This window comes from Nocardioides koreensis, assembly GCF_039531775.1.
Lineage (GTDB): Bacteria > Actinomycetota > Actinomycetes > Propionibacteriales > Nocardioidaceae > Nocardioides > Nocardioides koreensis.
Genome location: NZ_BAAAQR010000002.1, coordinates 315,918 through 334,963, shown reverse-complemented (window position 1 = coordinate 334,963; position 19,046 = coordinate 315,918). Strand labels below are relative to the sequence as shown.

General features: G+C 72.3%; 19 protein-coding genes and 1 tRNA gene. 3 read left to right on the top strand and 17 right to left on the bottom strand.

The window, feature by feature from the left end:
* Positions 1-5: 5 nt before the first annotated feature.
* From pknB to ABD268_RS05660, 7 genes are read right to left on the bottom strand one after another with little or no spacing between them, the layout of a single operon-like run.
* Positions 6-1,796 carry a Stk1 family PASTA domain-containing Ser/Thr kinase gene (pknB, locus tag ABD268_RS05690; RefSeq protein WP_344148895.1) on the bottom strand — a complete coding sequence of 597 codons (1,791 nt, stop codon included), beginning with the start codon at positions 1,794-1,796 and terminating at the stop codon, positions 6-8.
* On the bottom strand, positions 1,796-3,265 hold the full coding sequence (locus tag ABD268_RS05685; protein WP_344148892.1) for a protein kinase domain-containing protein: 1,470 nt from the start codon (positions 3,263-3,265) through the stop codon (positions 1,796-1,798). Before ABD268_RS05685 ends, pknB begins: the two co-directional genes overlap by 1 nt.
* Positions 3,262-4,725: a peptidoglycan D,D-transpeptidase FtsI family protein gene (locus tag ABD268_RS05680; protein WP_344148889.1), complete on the bottom strand. Its 1,464-nt coding sequence runs from the start codon at positions 4,723-4,725 to the stop codon at positions 3,262-3,264. Before ABD268_RS05680 ends, ABD268_RS05685 begins: the two co-directional genes overlap by 4 nt.
* Positions 4,722-6,137 carry an FtsW/RodA/SpoVE family cell cycle protein gene (locus tag ABD268_RS05675; protein ID WP_344148886.1) on the bottom strand — a complete coding sequence of 472 codons (1,416 nt, stop codon included), beginning with the start codon at positions 6,135-6,137 and terminating at the stop codon, positions 4,722-4,724. The genes ABD268_RS05680 and ABD268_RS05675 overlap by 4 nt, the downstream gene beginning before the upstream one ends.
* Before the next feature lie 3 nt (positions 6,138-6,140).
* Entirely contained in the window at positions 6,141-7,448 is a 1,308-nt protein-coding gene (locus tag ABD268_RS05670; RefSeq protein WP_344148883.1) for a PP2C family protein-serine/threonine phosphatase, read from the bottom strand.
* 6 nt (positions 7,449-7,454) lie between these two features.
* Positions 7,455-7,934 (bottom strand): FHA domain-containing protein FhaB/FipA, encoded by a 480-nt coding sequence (locus tag ABD268_RS05665; protein WP_344148880.1) that lies wholly within the window; start codon positions 7,932-7,934, stop codon positions 7,455-7,457.
* Entirely contained in the window at positions 7,927-8,637 is a 711-nt protein-coding gene (locus tag ABD268_RS05660) for an FHA domain-containing protein (RefSeq protein WP_344148877.1), read from the bottom strand. Before ABD268_RS05660 ends, ABD268_RS05665 begins: the two co-directional genes overlap by 8 nt.
* A gap of 178 nt (positions 8,638-8,815) precedes the next feature.
* Here ABD268_RS05660 and ABD268_RS05655 point away from each other — a divergent pair.
* Positions 8,816-8,902, top strand: a tRNA-Leu gene (locus tag ABD268_RS05655).
* Between the two features lie 150 nt (positions 8,903-9,052).
* On the opposite strand, the gene ABD268_RS05650 is transcribed toward ABD268_RS05655, so the two are convergent.
* From ABD268_RS05650 to ABD268_RS05640, 3 genes are all read right to left on the bottom strand, one after another.
* Complete coding sequence (locus ABD268_RS05650; RefSeq protein ID WP_344148874.1) at positions 9,053-10,138, bottom strand: Calx-beta domain-containing protein; 1,086 nt, start codon at positions 10,136-10,138, stop codon at positions 9,053-9,055.
* A gap of 181 nt (positions 10,139-10,319) precedes the next feature.
* Positions 10,320-10,670, bottom strand: coding sequence for a GNAT family N-acetyltransferase (locus ABD268_RS05645; protein ID WP_344148871.1), 351 nt, complete (start codon positions 10,668-10,670; stop codon positions 10,320-10,322).
* A 373-nt stretch (positions 10,671-11,043) separates the two neighbouring features.
* A complete protein-coding gene (locus tag ABD268_RS05640; protein WP_344148867.1) occupies positions 11,044-11,961 on the bottom strand; it encodes a homocysteine S-methyltransferase family protein in 918 nt (305 codons plus the stop codon).
* A gap of 68 nt (positions 11,962-12,029) precedes the next feature.
* Between ABD268_RS05640 and ABD268_RS05635 the strand changes: the two genes are divergently transcribed.
* Complete coding sequence (locus ABD268_RS05635) at positions 12,030-12,638, top strand: TetR/AcrR family transcriptional regulator (RefSeq protein ID WP_344148864.1); 609 nt, start codon at positions 12,030-12,032, stop codon at positions 12,636-12,638.
* 40 nt (positions 12,639-12,678) lie between these two features.
* Here the strand turns inward: ABD268_RS05635 and ABD268_RS05630 are convergent, their stop codons facing one another.
* Positions 12,679-13,134 carry a methyltransferase family protein gene (locus tag ABD268_RS05630; RefSeq protein ID WP_344148861.1) on the bottom strand — a complete coding sequence of 152 codons (456 nt, stop codon included), beginning with the start codon at positions 13,132-13,134 and terminating at the stop codon, positions 12,679-12,681.
* Between the two features lie 6 nt (positions 13,135-13,140).
* Positions 13,141-13,551, bottom strand: coding sequence for a MaoC family dehydratase (locus ABD268_RS05625; protein ID WP_344148858.1), 411 nt, complete (start codon positions 13,549-13,551; stop codon positions 13,141-13,143).
* Positions 13,552-13,602: 51 nt separating this feature from the next.
* Here ABD268_RS05625 and ABD268_RS05620 point away from each other — a divergent pair, with 51 nt between their 5' ends.
* Positions 13,603-14,262 (top strand): hypothetical protein, encoded by a 660-nt coding sequence (locus ABD268_RS05620; protein WP_344148855.1) that lies wholly within the window; start codon positions 13,603-13,605, stop codon positions 14,260-14,262.
* 165 nt (positions 14,263-14,427) lie between these two features.
* Here the strand turns inward: ABD268_RS05620 and ABD268_RS05615 are convergent, their stop codons facing one another.
* The 5 genes from ABD268_RS05615 to ABD268_RS05595 form a co-directional block, all read right to left on the bottom strand.
* A complete protein-coding gene (locus tag ABD268_RS05615) occupies positions 14,428-15,297 on the bottom strand; it encodes a phosphatase PAP2 family protein (protein ID WP_344148853.1) in 870 nt (289 codons plus the stop codon).
* The gene (locus ABD268_RS05610) at positions 15,294-16,085 is read right to left on the bottom strand and encodes a polyphosphate polymerase domain-containing protein (protein WP_344148852.1); all 792 of its coding nucleotides are present in this window, start codon (positions 16,083-16,085) and stop codon (positions 15,294-15,296) included. The genes ABD268_RS05615 and ABD268_RS05610 overlap by 4 nt, the downstream gene beginning before the upstream one ends.
* Positions 16,075-16,734 (bottom strand): DUF4956 domain-containing protein, encoded by a 660-nt coding sequence (locus tag ABD268_RS05605; protein ID WP_344148849.1) that lies wholly within the window; start codon positions 16,732-16,734, stop codon positions 16,075-16,077. The genes ABD268_RS05610 and ABD268_RS05605 overlap by 11 nt, the downstream gene beginning before the upstream one ends.
* A 72-nt stretch (positions 16,735-16,806) precedes the next feature.
* Positions 16,807-18,294, bottom strand: a complete 1,488-nt coding sequence (locus tag ABD268_RS05600) for a sensor histidine kinase (RefSeq protein WP_344148846.1) — start codon at positions 18,292-18,294, stop codon at positions 16,807-16,809.
* The gene (locus ABD268_RS05595) at positions 18,291-18,998 is read right to left on the bottom strand and encodes a response regulator transcription factor (protein WP_344148843.1); all 708 of its coding nucleotides are present in this window, start codon (positions 18,996-18,998) and stop codon (positions 18,291-18,293) included. The genes ABD268_RS05600 and ABD268_RS05595 overlap by 4 nt, the downstream gene beginning before the upstream one ends.
* Positions 18,999-19,046 lie beyond the last annotated feature (48 nt).

Below are 19,046 nucleotides of genomic sequence, written 5' to 3'. Positions count from 1 at the left end.
GCGCCTCACCGGCCGCTGAGGCGTCCCGGCGGCAGGGCGTTGCGGCCGGTGGGCGACGGCGGCCCGGTCGGCAGCGTGGGGGTCTCCGTCGGCGTCTCGGTCGGCGAGGGCGACTCGGTCGGCGGCTCGTACGATGACACCAGGATCGTGACCGTGGAGCCCTGGTCGGCGGTCTGGCCGGCCTGGGGGCTCTGCTTGATCACGGTGCCCTTGGGCTCGGTCGTGCTCGAGGACTCCAGGACGTCGGGCTGGAACCCGGCGTCGCGGATCGCCTTCTCGGCCTGCTTCTGCTGCATGCCGACGACGTCGGGGATCTGCTCGGGGCCGTCGGAGAAGGAGACGGTGACCGTGCTGCCCTGCGGCACGCTCGCGCCACCCGCGGGATCGGTCGTGAGGACCTGCCCCGCCGGCTCGTCGGAGGGCGTCTGCTTGAGCGTCACCTTCAGCTTGGCGTTCCGCAGCGTCGTGGCCGCCGTGTCCTTGTCCTGACCGACCACCGAGGGCACGGTCACCAGCGGCTTGCCGGTGGAGACCACGAAGTCGATGTCGGAGCCGGGGTCGACGTACTGGTCCCGGTTCGGGTCCTGGCTGATGACCTTGTCCTTGGCCACGTCCTGGTCGGCCTGGAAGTCGACCGTGCCCACGCCGAGCCCGGCGTCGCCGATCGCCGCACGCGCCTGCTTCTCGCTCAACCCGATCAGGTTCGGGACCTGGGTCTGCTCGACCGGCTGCTCGAACAGCCGCGGCAGGAGGTACGCCGCGCCGGCGATCAGCAGGATGAGCAGGAGCCCGAGGGCGACCATGATGCCGGTGCGCCCGCCGCGCTCCTCCTCCTCGGGCGGAGGCGCGACGGGACGCGTCGCGGTCGTGTCCATCGGTGGGTCCACCGGGGGGATCAGCGTCGTCGCGGTCGGCGCCGGCGGGACCACGGCGTGCACGGGACGGCCGGCGAGGTAGCGCTCGATGTCGCTGCGCATGGCCGCGGCCGACTGGTAGCGGTCCTCGAGGCGCTTGGCCAGCGCCTTCATCACGATCGCGTCGATCTCCGCCGGCAGCTCGGTGTCGTGGTCCGACGGCGGCGCGGCCGGCTCCCGGACGTGCTGGTAGGCGACCGCCACGGGGCTGTCGCCCACGAACGGCGGCCGCCCGGTGAGCAGCTCGTAGAGCAGGCAGCCGGCGGAGTAGACGTCCGAGCGGGAGTCGACGGTCTCGCCGCGGGCCTGCTCCGGGGAGAGGTACTGGGCGGTGCCGACGACCGCGGCGGTCTGGGTCATGGTCGACGACGCGTCGCTGATCGCGCGGGCGATGCCGAAGTCCATCACCTTCACGTCGCCGCTCGGGGTGAGCATCACGTTGCCGGGCTTGATGTCGCGGTGGATGATCCCCGCACGGTGGCTGTAGTCGAGCGCGGAGAGCACGCCGCTGGTGATCTCCAGGGCCCGTTCGGGCAGGATCTTGCGACCCTCGCGCAGGATGTCGCGCAGCGTCCGGCCGGCGACGAACTCCATGACGATGTAGGGCTGGGCGACGTCGGACCCGTCGGTCGACATCTCCTCGCCGGTGTCGTAGACCGCGACGATGGCCGGGTGGTTGAGCGACGCCGACGACTGCGCCTCGCGCCGGAACCGGGCCTGGAACGTCGCGTCGCTGGCGAGGTCGGTGCGCAAGCGCTTGACCGCGACCACGCGACCGAGTCGGGTGTCGATGCCCTTGCGGACCTCGGCCATGCCGCCACGGCCGAGGAGCTCACCGAGCTCGTAGCGTCCGCCGACCACCGTCGGCTGCGGGTTGCTCATCAGCGGGCGGCCTTTCCGTCGGTGCTCGGCGCCGGGGCCCGGCTGGCGGCGGTGGCGCCGGCACTGGGGGACGTGGTCGAGGTGGTCGCAGGAGCCTGGGACGCCGGCGCGGTCGTGGTCTCCGTGGCCGTCGGCGCGGAGGTGGTGCTGCTCGGCGACTGGGTCGGCGTGGTGGAGGCGGAGGGCGACTCGGTCACCGTGGGGCTGCTGGACTGCGTGGGCTCCTGGGAGGTGGGCGCGGAGGAGGGCGCGGCCGACGAGGGGCTGGTCGTGGTCGGGGCCTGGGTCGGCTCGCTCGACGGCGCCTTCGTGGGCTTGTGGGTGCGCGAGGGATGCTTCGTGGGGTTCTGCGTCGGGTCGGTCTGGTCGCCCCCGCCCGCGAAGACGAGGAAGCCGATCACCACGACGGCGAGCACGGCGAACGCCCCGGCGAGCAGCCACAGGGCACCCCGGCGGCGACGCGGCGGCGGGGTGGCGGCGTGCGTGGGCCCGGTGGGTGCGGCCTCGGCCGCACCCGTGTCCAGCGCGGCGGCACCCGCAGCACCCGCGGCACCCGCCGCTCCAGCGCCGGCGAGCACCTGGGTGCTCCCGGTGTCCGGCGGCGGCACGATCGCGGTGGCGGCGGTGGCCGGGTCCCGGAGGGCGGCAGCGAACGCCGCGCCGTCGGCGTACCGGTCCCCGGGCTCCTTCGACATCGCCTTGCGTACGACGGCCGCGAGGTCGGCGGGGACCTCCGGCGGCAGCGGCGGCACCGGCTCGCGCAGGTGGGCGAGGGCTGTGGCGATCGGGGTGTCGGCGACGAACGGGCGCCGACCGGCGAGGCACTCGAAGGCCACGACCCCGAGCGCGTAGACGTCGGAGGCGGGCGTGGCGGTGGTCCCCCGTGCCTGCTCGGGGGAGATGTACTGCGGGGTGCCCATGACCTGGCCGGTCTGGGTGAGCGCCATCCCCTCGGCGGCCCGGGCGATGCCGAAGTCGGTGATCTTGACCTCGCGCGCCGGGGTGACCAGCAGGTTGGCCGGCTTGATGTCACGGTGCACGATGCCCGCGGCGTGCGCCGCGCCGATCGCGGCGGCGGCCTGGCCGAGCAGGTCGCGGGTGACGTCGGGGTCCATCGGCTCGTCGGGGCGCAGCAGGTCGGAGAGCGGCTGCCCGTCGACGAGCTCCATCACCAGGTAGGGGCGCGGCGCGCCGGACCCGTCGGCCGGGGCTCCCTCGCCGAAGTCGAAGACCGCCGCGATCCCGGGGTGGTGCAGGGAGCCGGCGTGCCGGGCCTCGGTCTCGAAGCGGGAGCGGAACGACTCGTCGTCGGCGTACTCGCGCTTGAGCAGCTTGATCGCGACCTCGCGGTTGAGCACGGTGTCGGTGCCCCGCCAGACCTCGCCCATCCCGCCGGTGGCGATCCGGGAGTCGAGCCGGTAGCGCCGGCCGTCGTCGGCGAACCCGAAGTCCTGCTCCGGCGGGGTCACTGGATCACCGCCTCCATGACCGCCTTGGCGATCGGTCCGCCGAGCTGGCCGCCGGCGATCTCACCGCGGGGGATGTCGGCCTTCTGGATCATCACCGCCACCGCGACCTTCGGGTCGTCGGCGGGAGCGAACGAGACGAACCAGGCGTACGGCGGCACGTTGTCGATGCCGCTCTGGGCGGTGCCGGTCTTGCCGGCGACCACGACGCCCGGGATCGCCGCGGGGTACGCCGTGCCGTCGTCGACGGTGGCGACCAGCAGCTTGGTGAGCTCGCTGGCGGTCGAGGACGACACCGCGCGCGAGAGCTCGCTGGGCTCGGTCTTGTCGAGCACGTCGAGCTCGGGCGACTGCACCTCGTCGACGACGTAGGGGCGCATCACGGTGCCGCCGTTGGCGATGCCCGCGACGACCATCGCCATCTGCAGCGGCGTGGCGGCCACCTCGTACTGGCCGATGCCGGTCTGGGCGACGAACGCCGGCGAGAGCGCGTCGTCGGTCGGGAAGTTGGACTCGGCCTGCGGCCCGAGGTCCTCGAGGTAGTGGCTGTTGAAGCCGAACGCCTCCGCCTGCTTCCGCATCCCCTCGGCGCCCACCTCGTTGGCCAGGGCGGCGAAGGTGGTGTTGCAGGAGTTCTCCATCGCCTGGGCGAACGGGATCCGGCTGGTGCCGCAGTCACGACCCTCGTTGTCGATGACGTTGCCGGTCTGCGGCGGGGTGTACTCCGCCCCTCCGGGGACCTGTGAGTCGGCGCTGTAGTTGCCGCTCTCGATGGCCGCCGCCGCGGTCACCACCTTGAACGTCGAGCCGGGTGGCAGCCGGGTCTGGATGGCACGGTTGAGCAACGGCTCGGACTCGTTGGCGTTGAGCTGGTCGTAGGCCTTGCCGGCCTCCGAGAAGTCGTGTCCGGCGAGCTTGTTGGGGTCGTAGGTCGGCAGCGACACCATCGCGAGGATCTTGCCGGTGCTGGGCTCGAGCGCGACCACGGCGCCCTGGACGTCGCCGGGCAGGGCGCGCAGCCCGTCGTACGCCGCGGTCTGGGCCGCGGGGTCGATGGTGAGCTCGACGCTGCCGCCCTTGGAGGAGTCGTTGCTGAGCAGGTCGACCAGCTTGGTGACGAACAGCAGCGAGTCGTCACCGGAGAGCACGTCGTTCTGCGACTGCTCGATCCCGGTCTGGCTGTAGTAGGAGAACCAGCCGGTGAGCGGGGCGTACTTGAAGGGCTGGGAGTAGGTCCGCTGGAACTTGTACTGGTCGTCGGTGCTGACGCTCTGCGCCACCGGGTCGCGCCCGACCAGGATCGCGCCCCGCTCCCGGGAGAAGGCCGCCGCGATGACCCGACGGTTCTGCGGGTCCTTGTCCAGGGCTCCGGCCTTGTAGTACTGGAGGTACGTCGCGTTGAGCATCAGCGCCACGAACAGCAGCAGGCAGAAGATCGAGATGGTGCGGATCGGCTTGTTCATGACTGGAGCTTCACCACCTGCGTCGCCTCGGAGTCGGCGATCTCGTCCGGACCCGACAGGTCCGGGATCGGCCGGCGGGCCTGGTCGGAGATGCGGAGCAGCAACGCGATGATCACCCAGTTCGCGACGAGCGAGGACCCGCCGTAGGAGAGGAACGGTGTGGTGAGGCCGGTGAGCGGGATCAGGCTGGTGACACCGCCGATGACCACGAAGACCTGGAGCGCGAAGATCGCGGCCAGGCCGGTGGCCACCAGCTTGCCGAAGCCGTCGCGGCACACGAGCGCCGCGCGCAGCGCCCGCTCCACGATCAGGCCGTAGAGCAGGATCACCGCGATCACCGCGGTCAGGCCCAGCTCCTCGCCGATCGAGCTGATGATGAAGTCGGAGTTGGCGTAGGGCACCCGCTGCGGGCTGCCGTCACCGAAGCCGCGGCCGATCAGGCCGCCCCAGCCCATCCCGAACATCGCCTCGACGGGCTGGAAGCTGCCCGGGCTCTTGTCGTAGTAGGACATCGGGTGCAGCCAGACGTCGACGCGCAGGGTGACGTGGCTGATGAGCTTGTACGCCGCGAGCGCCCCCAGGAGGAAGAGCCCGCCGCCGACGATCAGCCACCCCGGGCGTTCGGTGGCGACGTACAGCATGATCAGGAAGAGGCCGAAGAACAGCAGGCTGGAGCCGAGGTCGTGCTGGAAGACCAGGATGCCCAGGCTGATCAGCCACATCGCCAGGATCGGGCCGAGGTCCCGGCCGCGCGGCAGGTCGACGAAGAGGACCCGGCGGCCGGCGAGGGCCAGCGCGTCGCGGTGCAGCACCAGGTAGCCGGCGAAGGCGATCACCAGCAGCACCTTGGCGACCTCGCCCGGCTGGAAGCTGAACGGGCCGAGGTGGATCCAGATCCGGGCGCCGTTGATGGTCGCGCCGATACCGGGGAGCATGGGCAGCAGGAGCAGCACGATCGCGCCGAGGCCGCTGGTGTAGGTGAACCGCTGCAGGACCCGGTGGTCGCGCAGCACGAACAGGGTCCCGATGAACAGCAGCACGCCGAGGGTCATCCAGATCAGCTGCTGCCGGGCGAAGCCCGCGGGCGTCGCGTCGCTGCTGTCGGCGGCGTAGGCGAGGTCGAGCCGGTGGATGACCGCGAGGCCGAGCCCGTTGAGGGCCGCGACGACGGGCAGCAGCACCGGGTCGGCGTACGGCGCGACGAAGCGCACCACGACGTGGCAGCCGACGACCAGGACCGCCAGCCAGCCGCCGTAGCCGATGATGTCGGCCGGGACCTCCCCCTCGACGCCGATGCCGACGGCGGCGTAGGCGCCGATGCCGACCGCGAGGGCGAGCACGAGCAGGAAGAGCTCCGCGCCCCGGCGACGCCGGTGCACGAACCCGAGGAACGAACCGCTGTTCTGGGCCATGGCTCAGCCGCCTGCGGTGGTGTCGGTGGACTGCTTGGACGCGAGGTTGTCGACGGCGCGCCGGGCGTCGTCGAGGCTGCCGGCGTCGATCCCCTCGCGGACCTTGCCCGCGTCGAAGTCGGAGAGCCGGGCGATCTGGACGTCGGTGGTCTCGTAGGTGCTGGACAGCGAGACGCCGGGCAGGTCGGCGTTCAGGCCGCGGTAGATGACCACGGTGCCGTCCTGCTCACCGACGTAGTACTGCTGCTGGCTCCACGACCAGGCCGCGGCCAGGGCGACCCAGAGGAGACCGAGGACGATCAGGCCCGCGAGCAGCCGCTTGAGCCACACGAACCGGCGCGGTGGGCGCGGCGCGTAGCGGGCCTGCTCGGGGTCCAACGGGTCGTTGGAGATCGCGAACGGCACGTCGTCGGGGATCTCGGCGGCGACGGGCTCGAGCTCGCCGGTGTCGCCGGCGCGGTGCCCGCGGAAGAGGCTGCCCTTGGCGCTGCGGGTACGCCGCCGCAGCTCGGCGGCGGCGCCGACCAGGATCGGAGGGGGGTCCTCGACCGGCGTGGAGCCGTCCACCACGTCGGCCACGATGCACGTGACGTTGTCGGAGCTGCCGGCCTCCAGGCTGGCGCGGACCAGCTCGACCGCGGCGAAGTCCGGACCGCCGGTCGAGAGGATGTCGGCCAGCCGGCGGTCGTCGAGGACACCGGACGCGCCGTCGCTGCAGAGCAGGATGCGGTCGCCCGCGGCCAGGCCGATGTGGAAGAGGTCGGGCTCCGCCTCGTGGATGCCGTCGAGGGCCTTGAGGATGAGGTTGCGGTGCGGGTGGACGCGTGCCTCGTCCTCGGTGATGCGGCCCTCGTCGATGAGGCTCTGCACGAAGGTGTGGTCCTTGGTCAGCTGCGTGATCTCGCCGCTGCGGTAGAGGTAGGCACGGCTGTCGCCGACGTGCCCGAGGCCGAGCCGGGTGCCGTCGAAGAGGGCGACGGTGGCGGTGGTGCTGGTGCCGTTGAGGGAGGGGTCCTCGTCGACCAGCTCGCCGATCCGGTCGTGGGCCCGGTGCAGCGCGCCGGCCACCTGGCCCAGCAGGTCCTCGGTGGGCGGCTCGTCGAGCTTGCGGAGCTGCTGGATGGCGGTGCTGGAGGCGATGTCACCGCGGGCGGCCCCGCCCACGCCGTCGCACACCGACAGCAGCCAGGGTCCGGCGTACCCGGAGTCCTGGTTGTCCTTGCGGACCCGGCCCACGTCGGAGACGGCGGCGAACTGGAGCCGCAGCGGCGCGGTCGGCCGGGTCGTCGGCTGGGTGGTCGGCTGGGTCATGCGCAGCTACTTCCGCAGCTCGAGGATGGTCTTGCCGATGCGGACCTGGGTGCCGAGGCTGATCGTGGTGGGCTGGGTGATCCGGACGCTGCCGATGTAGGTGCCGTTGGTGGAGCCGAGGTCCTCCACGAACCACTGGTCGCCGGAGGCGGCGATCCGCGCGTGTCGGGTGGACACGTAGTCGTCGTCGAGCCGGATCGCCGCGTCGTTGCCGCGCCCGATCAGGATCGGGGCCCGGTCCAGGTCGGCGCGCTCACCGGAGTTCGCGCCCTCGGTGACCAGCACGTGGGTCGGCGCTCCGCGGCGCCGCGTCGGCGGCTTGGCCGCCTTGGGCTGCTTGCGGCTCCGGTTGGCCGCACCACGGGCCGCCTCGGGGACCCGCGCCCCGAACATGTCGGAGCGGATCACCGAGATCGCCGAGAGGACGAAGATCCACAGGATCGCCAGGTAGGCCACCCGGATCAGGAACAGGGTGAGCTCAGACATCCATGTCCTCCTCGATGACGTGCACGGTCATCGTGGTGTTGCCGATCTTGACCTGGGAGCCGTCGCGCACGCCGGTGTGGGTGACCCGGTGGCCGTCCACGTGCATGCCGTTGGTCGACCCGAGGTCGCGCACCTCGATCCGGGCGTGGTCCCCGGGCTCGACGACGAACTCGACGTGCCGGCGGCTGACCCCCGGGTCGTTGATGCGGACGTCGGCCTCGGTCCCGCGGCCGATCACCAGGCCGGGGGGCTGCAGCGGGTGGCGGGTGCCGTTGACCTCGAGCAGGGCGCGGGCCCGGCGTACCTGGGTGTGGCTGGCGCTGCCGGTGACCTTCGCCTGGGCCCGGCTGCGGATGCGGAACCGGCCCGTGGTCAGGTCCTCGGCCGCCTCGAAGTCGATCGTGACGGGGCCGGGGAAGACGTAGCTCTGCGTGTCGGCGTGGTCCTCGAGCTGCTTGACCAGCTCCTCGCCCATCGCGGTGTCGTACGGCGCGAGCCGGTCGAGGTCGGTCTGGGACAGCTCGACGTGGAAGTCGTTGGGGACCATGCGCCGGTCCCGGGAGAGGATCTGGGCGTTGTTGTCGCACTCGCGCTGGAGCGCTGCGGAGATCTCCACCGGCTGCACCGCCGAGCGGAACGCCCGGGCGAAGGCACCGGAGATCATCTCCTCCAGCTTGTGCTCGAACCGCGACAGTCCGCTCACGCTGCCCGCCTCCTTCCGTCCTCGGCCGTTGCCGGCCGCCTCGACCACGGCAGGCCGACGAGCCCAGCCGCGCGCTGGGTCGCGACCGATCGTAACGGGGTCGGCACAGGCCGTGGTGCACGCCCTCCGCCCGGTTTGGGAATGTCGAGGGCGCTGGGATAGCCTGAGCCCGCTTCAAGCGCGAGTGGCGGAATAGGCAGACGCGCACGGTTCAGGTCCGTGTGCCCGAAAGGGCGTGGGGGTTCAACTCCCCCCTCGCGCACCAGCAGTCGAAGGCCCCGGGTGATCCCGGGGCCTTCGTGCGTTCCGTGGCCCGACTGCATGGGGGTGAGCTGCCCACGCCGACGTCAGTCGAAACGGTGGGCCATGTCACCGCTGACAGCCGGGCTCCGGGTGAGTGATGTCTCCTGTCGGTTCAGTCGTCCTCGATGACTCCGAGGGCCTGGGCGGTCCCCAGCGTCGCGCCCGTCGGGTTGGAGATCCTGAAGAAGAAGGTCTCGGTCGGCTCCGCGACATCCGGTGTCGGGTCGTTGGTCTGCACCGTGATGATCACGCTCGTGTCGCCCGCGGTGATGGTCTTCACCGTGTCGGGGATCGCGGTGTAGTCACTCGGTGCGGTGGCGGTGTGGTCGGCAGTCGCGTAGTGGAACGACACCGGCCCCGAGGCCGCCTTGGACAGCGAGACCCGGAAGTGGACGACGCCGCCCTCCTTGACCGCGCCGAGGGAGGCCACCGACAGCACCGGCTGGGCGTCGTCGTCGACGATGGTGCCCACCGCGTGGAGGTCGCCGGCGACCGCGCCGCGGACGTCGCTGATGTTGAGGAACATCGTCTCGTCCACGGTGTCGGCGTTGTCGATGGTCTTCACCGTGACGTAGGCCGAGGTCTCGCCCTTGGGGATGACCCTGTCGTTGCCGGTGCTCGCCGTGTAGTCGTCAGGCGCGGTGGCGGTGTTGTCGGCGGTCGCGAAGTCGAACGTGACGGCAGTCGAGGCTGCCTTGGTGAGGGAGGCCTTGAAGTGCAGGGTCCCACCCTCGACGACCTTCGCGTCCGCGACGTTGAGCGTCGGCCGGGCCTGGGGTGGCGCGTCGTTGTCGAGGATCTCGACGAACCCCACGCGGTCCACGATCCTGGCGCCGGTGGGCCGGAACAGCCTCACCTTGAAGTACTCGTTCGACTCGTTGGTCGTGTCACCGATCACGCTGACGTTGGCGTAGGCGACCTTGTGACCCTTGGCGATCCTGGCGCGCCCCGAGGCTGCGACGTAGTCCGAGCCGGCCGTGGCGCTCCCGTCCGCCGTGGCCCAGCCGACGGTCACCCTGTGGTTCGTGCGGTGGTTCAGCTTGATCTTGACGTGGGCGGCCGTCGTCCCGGCGTCGCCTTCGGTGACCGTCGTGTTCTTGACCCGCAGCAGCGCCGGACCGGCTGCCGAGGACGTGGTGGGTGCGAACACCCCGAGCGCCAGGATGCCGGCGAAGAACAGGATGAGTGCCCTGTGCACGCCTCTGCCTGACCCGGGTTTCTGGACGGGAACGAACTGCATGATGCGTACCTCCCCCTTGTCTGGTTGTGTAGGTCGTGCCCTCGAGCACGTCGTTCCACCTCCAGCGTCATCCGGTGAGGACCGCGAGGTCAGGGGCGAACCGCCCGGCGCCGTGTGCCGGATGGTGGACCGGGTGCCACTACCGGCAGTCCCGCCACATCTGCCACATCGGCGGCGACCCCTCGGTGGAGATCTCGCCGATGACCTCGAAGCCGTGGCGCTCGTACAGCGCGCGGTTCCGCGGGCTGGTCGCCTCGAGGTAGCTGGGGAGCGACTGCTCGTCGGCCCGGGCCAGTCGGGCCTCCAGGAGGCGACCGCCCCACCCCTGTCCCCGACGGCTCGCGTGGACCCCGAGGAACCAGAGGTAGAGGTGTGGGGCGTGGGGGTGGTGGGCGTCCATCTCGCCGGTCAGCGCCGCGATCCGGTCGAGCTCCGCGGCTCCGATCCCTGCGGTGACCGCACCGAGGTGTGCCGTCTGCTGCTCGGTCATGGGAATCACGCCGGCGGACCCACAGCGCGGCGCCGGCGGCGTCCTCGGTGCAGTACGTCTCCTCGTGCTCGAGCAGGGCGTCGACGACGACCCGGAACCAGCCGGCGAGGTGCTGGTCCCGCTGCCGTGCGTCGGGGATGCACCAGTCGAAGACCGGGTCGTCGCGGAACGCGTCGGCGAGGGTCCGGCTCAGGGTGGCCGCGTCGCCCGGCGTGGCGCGGCGGATGCCGGCGCCGGGTGGCGCGGCCGGCCGGTCGCCGCCCGGTCGGTCGCTGCCCGGTCGGTCGGTGCCGGGTCGGTGGACGGTCGAGGTGGTGCTGGTGCGCATGGTCTTCTCCGTGATCGGGTCGGGGGTGTCCGAGGTCGGGACGGGTCACACGCCCCACAGGGCGGCGACGTGACGGGCATCGGTGCCGCAGCAGCCGCCGACCACGGCCAGGCCGGGGAGCTGCGCGCGGAGGGCGTCGTACGACGTGGTCAGCAGGCCGAGGTCGCCCGGGTCGAGCTCCTCGGCCGCGTCGAGCTCGGCGTGGCTGAGGGTGGAGGCGTTCGGGTTGACCTGGACGATCCGGCCGAGCCACTCGCCGTCCTCGAGGGCGGGCGTGATGTGGGTGGGGTGGGCGCAGTTGACGAGGAACCCGTCGGGCGCCTCCTCGGCCTCGACGAGTGCCACCGCGTCGCGCAGCGCAGTGCCGTCGGGCAGCCGGCCGTCGGTCTCGACGGTGAAGCCGACCAGCACCGGGACCCCGGTCTGCCGGGCGGCGCGCGCGATCCCGATCCCCTCCTCGGGCCCGGTGATCGTGTACGCCGCGACGACGTCGACACCCGCGGCGGCGAACGACTCCACCTGGCCGCGGTGGTAGTCGGCCGCCACGTCCGGATCGGTCCTCTCGCCCGCGACGTACCCGTCGCCACGTGGGCCCAGGGCGCCGATGATCCGCACGTCCTCGAGGTCCGCGTAGGAGTCCCGCAGCTGGTCGAGGAACCCGATCGCGGCCCGGTTCACCCGGTCCAGCGCGGCGGCGTCGTAGCCGACCCGGGCTCCCCAGTCGGGGTTCGCGCGCCAGGTCGGCGATTCCAGGGTGAGGCCGACGCCGGCTCGGCGGGCGACGGCGGCGTACCCGTCGTAGTAGTCGCGCAGCAGGCCCCGGCCGCGGTCGTCCTCGACGAGCGGGAAGGACGCGAACTCGGGCAGGTCCACGCCGCGGTTGAAGATCAGGTCGGTCTCCAGGCCGCCGTCGCTGACGTAGCCACCGGCGGACAGCCAGGGAAGGTTCTCGGTGGTGTTCATGGTGCTCCCTCTCGAAACAGACTGATTGGTCTGTTTGTAACAGACTGTTTGGTCTGATACAAGGGGGTATGCCGAAGAACGGGGCGATCAATCGCGAGCGGATCCTCGACGCCGCCCAGCACCTGGTGATCGAGAACGGCTTCGCGGCCACGTCCGTCGACCAGGTGCTCAAGGCCGCCGGGACCTCCAAGGGCGCCTTCTTCCACCACTTCGACTCCAAGGTCGACCTCGCGCGGGCCCTGACCGAGCGCTACGTCACCGCGGACATCGGCCACCTGCGGACGGCCCTCGACGCAACCGCCTCGATCAGCGACCCGGCGGAGCGGGTCGTGGCGTTCGTCCGCCACTTCGAGGACTCGGCCGAGGAGGTCATGTCCGCGCAGAGCAACTGCCTCTACGTCGCCGTGCTCACCGAGCAGCAGCTGGTCTCCAACGGCACCGCCGACCTGGTCAACCACGCCATCGAGGTCTGGCGCAAGGAGATCGCCGACCTCCTCACGGCCGCCGCGACGTCCCGCGACCGCGACCTCGGCGACGTGGACGCCCTGGCCGACCACGTGTTCGTGACCTTCGAGGGGGCGTTCCTGCTGTGCCGCTCGACCGGCACGCCCGAGCACATGCGCGCGCAGCTCGGGGTGCTGCGGCGGCTGCTCGCCACCACGCTGGGCACCGCCTGAGTCCGCGCCTCGGACTCCGGACCCCGGTCCGGTGCTTGCGTCACAGCCAGCGCCGGACGCGCCCGGCGTAGTCGTCGTACGCCGAGCCGAGCCGGGCCCGCAGGTAGCGCTCCTCGGGCCTGATGGCGCCCCACTCCAGGGCGACGACACCGACGGGGAGCAGGCACAGCGCCCACACCGACGGCGCCAGCAACGCGATCGCGACGTAGAGGACGACGAGCCCGAGGTAGAGCGGGTTGCGGGACAGGGCGAACGGTCCCCGCTCGACCAGGCCCGTCGTCGGCTGGCCGGGGAGCAGGCCGGTCCGGTGCTGCCGGAAGAGCCACAGCGACCAGCCGTTCCAGCAGGCGAAGCCGAGCAGCAGCAGCCAGCCCAGCGGGCCCGCGGCCGCGGGCAGCGTGACGGGGTCGCCCCACACGCCGGTCACGGCCACGCCCACGGCCAGCGGGAGGCCGAGCGCCACCGGCGGCCAGATCCGGAACGGGACCACGTCCACGGTGGCTCAGCCGCCGAGGTCCATGGTCCAGGTCACGGCGGTGCCCTCGAGCACCACCGTCCCGTCGTCGCGGACCACCGAGGTCCGCAGCTCGGTGATCGGCTTGTCGTCGCGGACGGCGGTCACCTCCACCCTGCCGGTGATCGTGTCCCCGGGACGGACCGGGGCCCTGAAGTCCCAGGTGACGTTGAGGAAGACCGTGCCGGGCCCGGGCAGCCGCTCCGCCACCACGGCGTTGAGGATCGCACTGGTGACGCCGCCCTGGACCACGATCTCGCCGAACCGGGAGGCTGCCGCGGCCTCCGGGTCGTAGTGCAGCGGGTTGCGGTCCCCGCTGATCTCGGTGAAGCGCACGATGTCCTCGGCGCTCACCCGGCGGCTGAGCTCTGCGGTGTCTCCCACAGCTGGCTTCGTCATCTCGGCTCCCAACGTGTCGACGCTTCCTGACCACCCGGGATACTGGCCCTCATGAAGCGACGCCCCCGCCCCAAGGCGGTGCTGCTCGTGCTGCTCCTGATCACCATGATCAACCTTCCCATCGCCCACAGCACGTGGACGCGGTGGAAGGTCGAGCGCTCGGGCACCGATGTGACCGCCCCGGTCGTGGGCCACGACGTGCTCGGGTCCACCGGCGACCCGGAGTACTACGTGACCTTCCGGCTCAGCCGGACGATCGACCCCGACCAGCACGCGTGGCCGGTCCAGCTCGACAAGGCGTCGTACGACGAGGCCGTCGCCGCCCGGACCCTGGACGTGCGCGTGCTGCCGGACCAGCCCTCGGCGTACACGGTCGACGGTCAGGTGACGAGCCGGCTCGGGCTCGTGATCACCCTGCTCGCCGACCTCGCGCTGCTGCTCATGCTCGCCCTGGCCTGGCGCTTCCGGGGCAAGCTGCGCCCACAGCTGCGGGCCGTGGCGACCGGCGACGTCGAACGCTGCAAGCCCGGCTCGGCCCTCGACCGGCTCGAGGGCGACCTCTACCTGATCCGCGGCGAGGTCTCCGCGATCGAGGGCGACGAGATCGTGCTCGACCTCGGCGACCGCTCGGTCGTCGTGGCCCTCGACGGCCACCACAACCCCATCGGCCACCAGCAGCCCGCGCAGGTGCGCGGCCGGCTGATCGGCTGAGCCTGGATCCGCCGCTCTCCGCCTGCTGCGCGCCACCATCCGGGCACGCCGGCTGCGTTGCCGAGGGCTCGAAAGACGTCCAGTCTGCCTTCGCCCCGGCGCCTTGCCAGCGCACCCGTCTGATGACGCTCGCGACGGCGGCCATCGGTGGATCCAAGCCGAACCTCACGCCCTCGGTTCGGGCATCTGCCCGCGGGTGACCAGGAAGTACTCCCCGATCATGTCGCCGAGCAGGGCGCCGGCGGTGATGTCGCTGGGCACGTGGCCGGCCATGTACACCCGTGACCAGGCGACCTCGCCGAGCATCCACCGGTAGTCGGACGCCCGGTGCGGGTCGGTCTCGGTCAGGTAGGTCGAGGCGGCGGCGCCCTCCGCCGCGTGCCGCGACGGGTAGGAGCACGGGCACACCTGGCCGTCGACGACCGTGTGGTCGGTGCGCAGCGAGGGGTCGATGACGTACGGCGCTGACTGCTGGTACTTCGTGCCGAGGACGTCGGCCACGTCCTTGGCCATCTTGATCGCGTCCTTGACGTGGTTCTTCAGCGCCTCTCCGGTGGCGGGCGGCAGCATCTCGGCCTGGTCGTGCGCGGCCAGCTTCCAGATGTCGTCCTTGCCGTAGGACTCCAGCCAGGTCGCCGCGGTCACGCCCGCCTGGGTCCGCTTCGGGGCGATCGCCTGCACCTCCTTGATCTCCCGGGCGCGACGGGAGGTGGACGGCGGGGGCGGGAGGGTCTGCTCCAGCCAGCTGACGAAGGCCGCGTCGTCGGCGGTCGCGCCGTGCCGGCTCCACCACGCGGCCATCAGCCGCTCGGCGCGGGGCGGCTGGGCGTCGACCCGGTGCTCGAGGGGACGGATGTCGGAGTCGGGGAAGAGCGTGGGCGGCGGGTCGGCCTCGATCCGGTCCTTGGCCGAGGTGTCGATGAAGGTCGCGTAGGCCCACGGCTCGACGGCCCCGCCCAGGACCGCGAGCACGGCGACCACCGCGATCACGACGAACTTGCGGGACCCGCGCTTGCGGGTGGTGGCGGACTTCATGCGATGGCCTCCTGGAGGTGGAGCTGCCGGCCGCGCAGGCGGCGGACGTCGTTGTCGGGGATGTCCTCGCGCAGCAGCGAGGCGGCGGAGACGTACTTGGAGAAGGAGCGCGGGCGTGCACCCAGCGAGCCGAGCAGGGCGTCGGCCGGCGAGGGCCGCAGGCCGCCCTTGGTCTCGACGAGCACCCAGTCCTCGTCGACCCACACGCGCCCGCCGTCCAGCGAGCACTCCACGCCCCAGTCGAGCGTGACCCGCAGCGCGGCCGCGGTGTCGGCGAGCGTGAGCCGCTGGTAGTCCACCCGCATCGACGGCGCCAGCGTGGCGACGTCCACGTCCACCCCGTGGTCGCGGAGCGTCCCGGTGACGAAGGCGGCCTCGTCCGAGCCGAGCAGGCCGTGCTGGTCGGGGTGGCTCGCGGCGACCTGCTTCTGCGTCACGCCGCGGCCGTCGCGGGTCTTGACCTCGAAGCGGCAGAGCCGGTCCTCGACGTACATCCGGCTGCGCACCTTCCACCGGCGGCGGCGCCGCTGCACGTGGTCGCGGCACGCGTCGAGGCGTGCGGTGTCGAAGTAGACCGAGGAGTACGACGTGGTCCGGCGCCCGTCGATCGTGAGGACCCGGAAGGACGCCGGGAGCAGGGTCAGGAACGACTCGGCCAGGTGGCGGTCGACCAGGTACTTGCGGTCGACCCGGGTCAGGTTGGCGGCCTCCTGGACGACCTCGTCGAGGCCGACGCCGGCGCGGCCGGACACGTCGACGGGTGCGGGGCGGGTGCGGTCAGCGAGCATCGGCGGCCTCGCTCTCGGCGGCATCGGCACGGGCCGTGACTGCCTGGGCGTCGGCCCAGGCCCACCAGGTGTCCTCGACGGTGACCCGCACCCGGACCCGGGTGGTGTCCCGGACGAAGTCCACGTCGTCGACGGTGAGGCCGACCGGCTCGAGGCCCATCCGCTCGCGCACCTCGGCGGTGACCGCCTCGGTGTCGGTGAGGGCCCGGTCCAGGGTGAGCCGGACGATCCGGGTCGGCCGGGTGACCCGGGACTCGTCGGTCACCCAGATCGCGACGAGCAGCACCGCGTCGAGCGCGACGACCAGCGCGAGGTTGCGCTCCGGCAGCCCGTTGACCAGCGCGAGGATCAGCGCCACGAACGTGTAGGCGACGTCCTTGAGCGTGAACGCCGCGCTGCGCAGCCGGACCAGGCTGAGCAGGCCGAAGAGGCCGAACCCGATCCCGGTCGGGAAGCTGCCCGAGCCGATCGCCGACACCGCCGCGAACAGCCCGATGTTGAGGGCGGTGAACACGAGCGTCATCTCGGGGGCCGCCGCGCGGCGGCGGTACAGGAGACCGACGAGCACGAGCATCGACAACACGTCGAGGCCCAGCCGGGCCGGGCCGCCGAGGTTGTCGAGGATGCTCGACAGGAGGTCTTGCAGCATGGGGAGCGCCTTTCGCCAGACAGAACGGCGACGACGTTATGAACGCAACGTGAAAGCCTGATGAAGTCCGGCTCAGTCGGCCGGCAGGAGCACCGTGACGGTCATCGCACCGTCGTGCGTGCAGGGCACCTCGGTGGCGGTCGGTGAGGAGGCGGTCGAGGGTGACGCGGGCGGTGGGGCGCCGTACCGCTGGTGGTGCCCGCCGGAGCAGAGCCGCAGCTCGCCGCCGGCCCGCGTGACGAGGGCCTCCACGAGGGACAGGCCGAGGCCGAACCCCTCCCGCGAGCGCGACGTGGCCGCCCGGGTGAACCGCCGGGTGGCGGTGGCGAGCAGCTCGGCGTCCATGCCCGGGCCGGCGTCGGTGACGACGAGGCGGCCCCACCCGCCGATGCGGTCGACCGCCACGCGGACCGGGGCCGCCCCGTGCTTGAGCGCGTTGTCGAGCAGGTTGCCGACCAGCTGTCCGGCGGCCGCCTCCGAGAGCGCGACGGGCGCCTCGTGCGTGGTCAGCGCGACCGCCGACCCCCCGTGCCCGGTGGCGCGGGCGACCGCGTTGCGCCGGGCCACCTCGGCGGCGGCGACCGCGGCGAGGTCGCAGCCGCCTTCGTCGACCCGCCGGTCGTGGCCGACGTCGAGGAGGTGGTCGGCCAGCTGCACCAGCCGGACCACGTCGGTCTCGATCTCGGCGAGCACCGCCTCGTGCTCGGCGACCGTGCGGGTCCGGCGCCGCGCGAGCTGGACCCGGGTGGTCAGCAGGGTCAGCGGGGTGCGCAGCTCGTGGCTGGCGTCGTTGACGAAGCGCCGCTCGCGCTCGACCGCCTCCTCCAGCGCCTCGAGCATCGCGTTGAGCGTGTCGCCGAGCCGGGTGACCTCGTCGTCGCGCCCCGGCGGGACCTCCAGCCGCACCCCGGTGGCGCCGCCGACGATGTCGGCGGCCTGCGCGCGGTAGTGCTCGACCGGGCGGAGCGCGAAGCGGGCCAGCTGGTCGCCGACGACCGCGGTCACCAGCAGCGCGCCGAGGCCGGCCACCGCGAGCTGGGCGAGCAGCTCGAGGAGCGCCTCGTCGCGGTGGTCGCGGCGGACGGCGACCACGAGCACCGCCGCCTGCTGGTTCGCCGCGCCGGGCAGCCGGGAGGCCTCGATCCGCAGCGGGTTCCGGGTCGTCGGCAGCAGCAGGCCGACGTCCTTGATGACCGGACCCTCGCGCGCCTCGGCCAGCGTCGTGGGTGAGGCCAGCGACCGGCCGGTCATCGTCGGGCTGGCCGAGAGCACCCGCCCCCGGCTGTCGAGGACCTGGTAGAGCTCGTTGCCGACCACGTTCCCGGCGCGCGGCGCCACCGACCCGTCCGCCTGCACATGGGGCGTGACCAGCTGGGTGGCGCTGGTCAGGTCGCCGTCGAGCTGCCGGTCCAGCGCGAACTGCACCCGCCAGTAGACGAACGCCCCGGCGGCGGTGAGGACGAGGAACATGGTCGCCGAGAAGCCGGCCACCAGCCGGACCCGCAGCGGCAGCCGCGAGACCCGTCGCCGCAGGCGGGCTCGCGTGGTCGTCGGGGTCACGAGGCCGGGTCGTCCGCGGGAGCCGCCGCGGGCGCGGGGTCGATCCGGTAGCCGGCTCCCCGCAGCGTCGTGATGGTGCTGGTCCCGAACGGCCGGTCGATCTTGGACCGGAGGCTCGCCACGTGCACGTCGATCACGTTGCTCTTCAGGTCGGTGTCGCCGTCCCAGACCTCGTCGAGGATCGTGAACCGGGTGACCAGCCGCCCGGTCCGCTCCATCAGCAGGCGCAGGATGTCGAACTCGCGGGCGGACAGCTCGATCTCGACCCCGCCCCGCGTCGTACGCCGCGCGGCCGGGTCCAGCACCAGGTCGCCCACCCGCAGCGGCTGGTCGTCGTCGCCCACCGCCCGACGGCGCAGCGCGCGCAGCCGTGCGATCAGCTCGTCGAGGTCGAAGGGCTTGAGCAGGTAGTCGTCGGCGCCGGCCTCGAGACCCACGACCCGGTCCGGCACCGTGGTCCTCGCCGTGAGCATCAGCACCGGGGTGCGGACCCCGACCTCGCGCAGCCGGCGGCACACGGTCACGCCCTCGAGGCCGGGCAGCATCCAGTCGAGCAGCAGCACGTCGTACGCCGCGTCCCCGAGCGCTGCGCCGTAGGCCGCGCGGCCGTCCGTCACGACGTCGACCTCCCAGCCGACCTCGGCCAGGGACTGCTCGAGCAGCGCGGCGAGGCGGGGCTCGTCCTCGGCGACGAGCACCTTCACGGCAGTGCCTTCGGGCTCACGGCTCGACGGTAGCGTCCGGTTCGTGAA

Excerpts from the sequence above, each read along its gene's own strand:
- pknB (WP_344148895.1), bottom strand. The coding sequence starts at position 1,796 with ATGAGCAACCCGCAGCCGACGGTGGTCGGCGGACGCTACGAGCTCGGT.
- ABD268_RS05680 (WP_344148889.1), bottom strand. The coding sequence starts at position 4,725 with ATGAACAAGCCGATCCGCACCATCTCGATCTTCTGCCTGCTGCTGTTC.
- ABD268_RS05675 (WP_344148886.1), bottom strand. The coding sequence starts at position 6,137 with ATGGCCCAGAACAGCGGTTCGTTCCTCGGGTTCGTGCACCGGCGTCGC.
- ABD268_RS05670 (WP_344148883.1), bottom strand. The coding sequence starts at position 7,448 with ATGACCCAGCCGACCACCCAGCCGACGACCCGGCCGACCGCGCCGCTG.
- ABD268_RS05665 (WP_344148880.1), bottom strand. The coding sequence starts at position 7,934 with ATGTCTGAGCTCACCCTGTTCCTGATCCGGGTGGCCTACCTGGCGATC.
- ABD268_RS05645 (WP_344148871.1), bottom strand. The coding sequence starts at position 10,670 with ATGACCGAGCAGCAGACGGCACACCTCGGTGCGGTCACCGCAGGGATC.
- ABD268_RS05640 (WP_344148867.1), bottom strand. The coding sequence starts at position 11,961 with ATGAACACCACCGAGAACCTTCCCTGGCTGTCCGCCGGTGGCTACGTC.
- ABD268_RS05635 (WP_344148864.1), top strand. The coding sequence starts at position 12,030 with ATGCCGAAGAACGGGGCGATCAATCGCGAGCGGATCCTCGACGCCGCC.
- ABD268_RS05625 (WP_344148858.1), bottom strand. The coding sequence starts at position 13,551 with ATGACGAAGCCAGCTGTGGGAGACACCGCAGAGCTCAGCCGCCGGGTG.
- ABD268_RS05620 (WP_344148855.1), top strand. The coding sequence starts at position 13,603 with ATGAAGCGACGCCCCCGCCCCAAGGCGGTGCTGCTCGTGCTGCTCCTG.
- ABD268_RS05615 (WP_344148853.1), bottom strand. The coding sequence starts at position 15,297 with ATGAAGTCCGCCACCACCCGCAAGCGCGGGTCCCGCAAGTTCGTCGTG.
- ABD268_RS05610 (WP_344148852.1), bottom strand. The coding sequence starts at position 16,085 with ATGCTCGCTGACCGCACCCGCCCCGCACCCGTCGACGTGTCCGGCCGC.
- ABD268_RS05605 (WP_344148849.1), bottom strand. The coding sequence starts at position 16,734 with ATGCTGCAAGACCTCCTGTCGAGCATCCTCGACAACCTCGGCGGCCCG.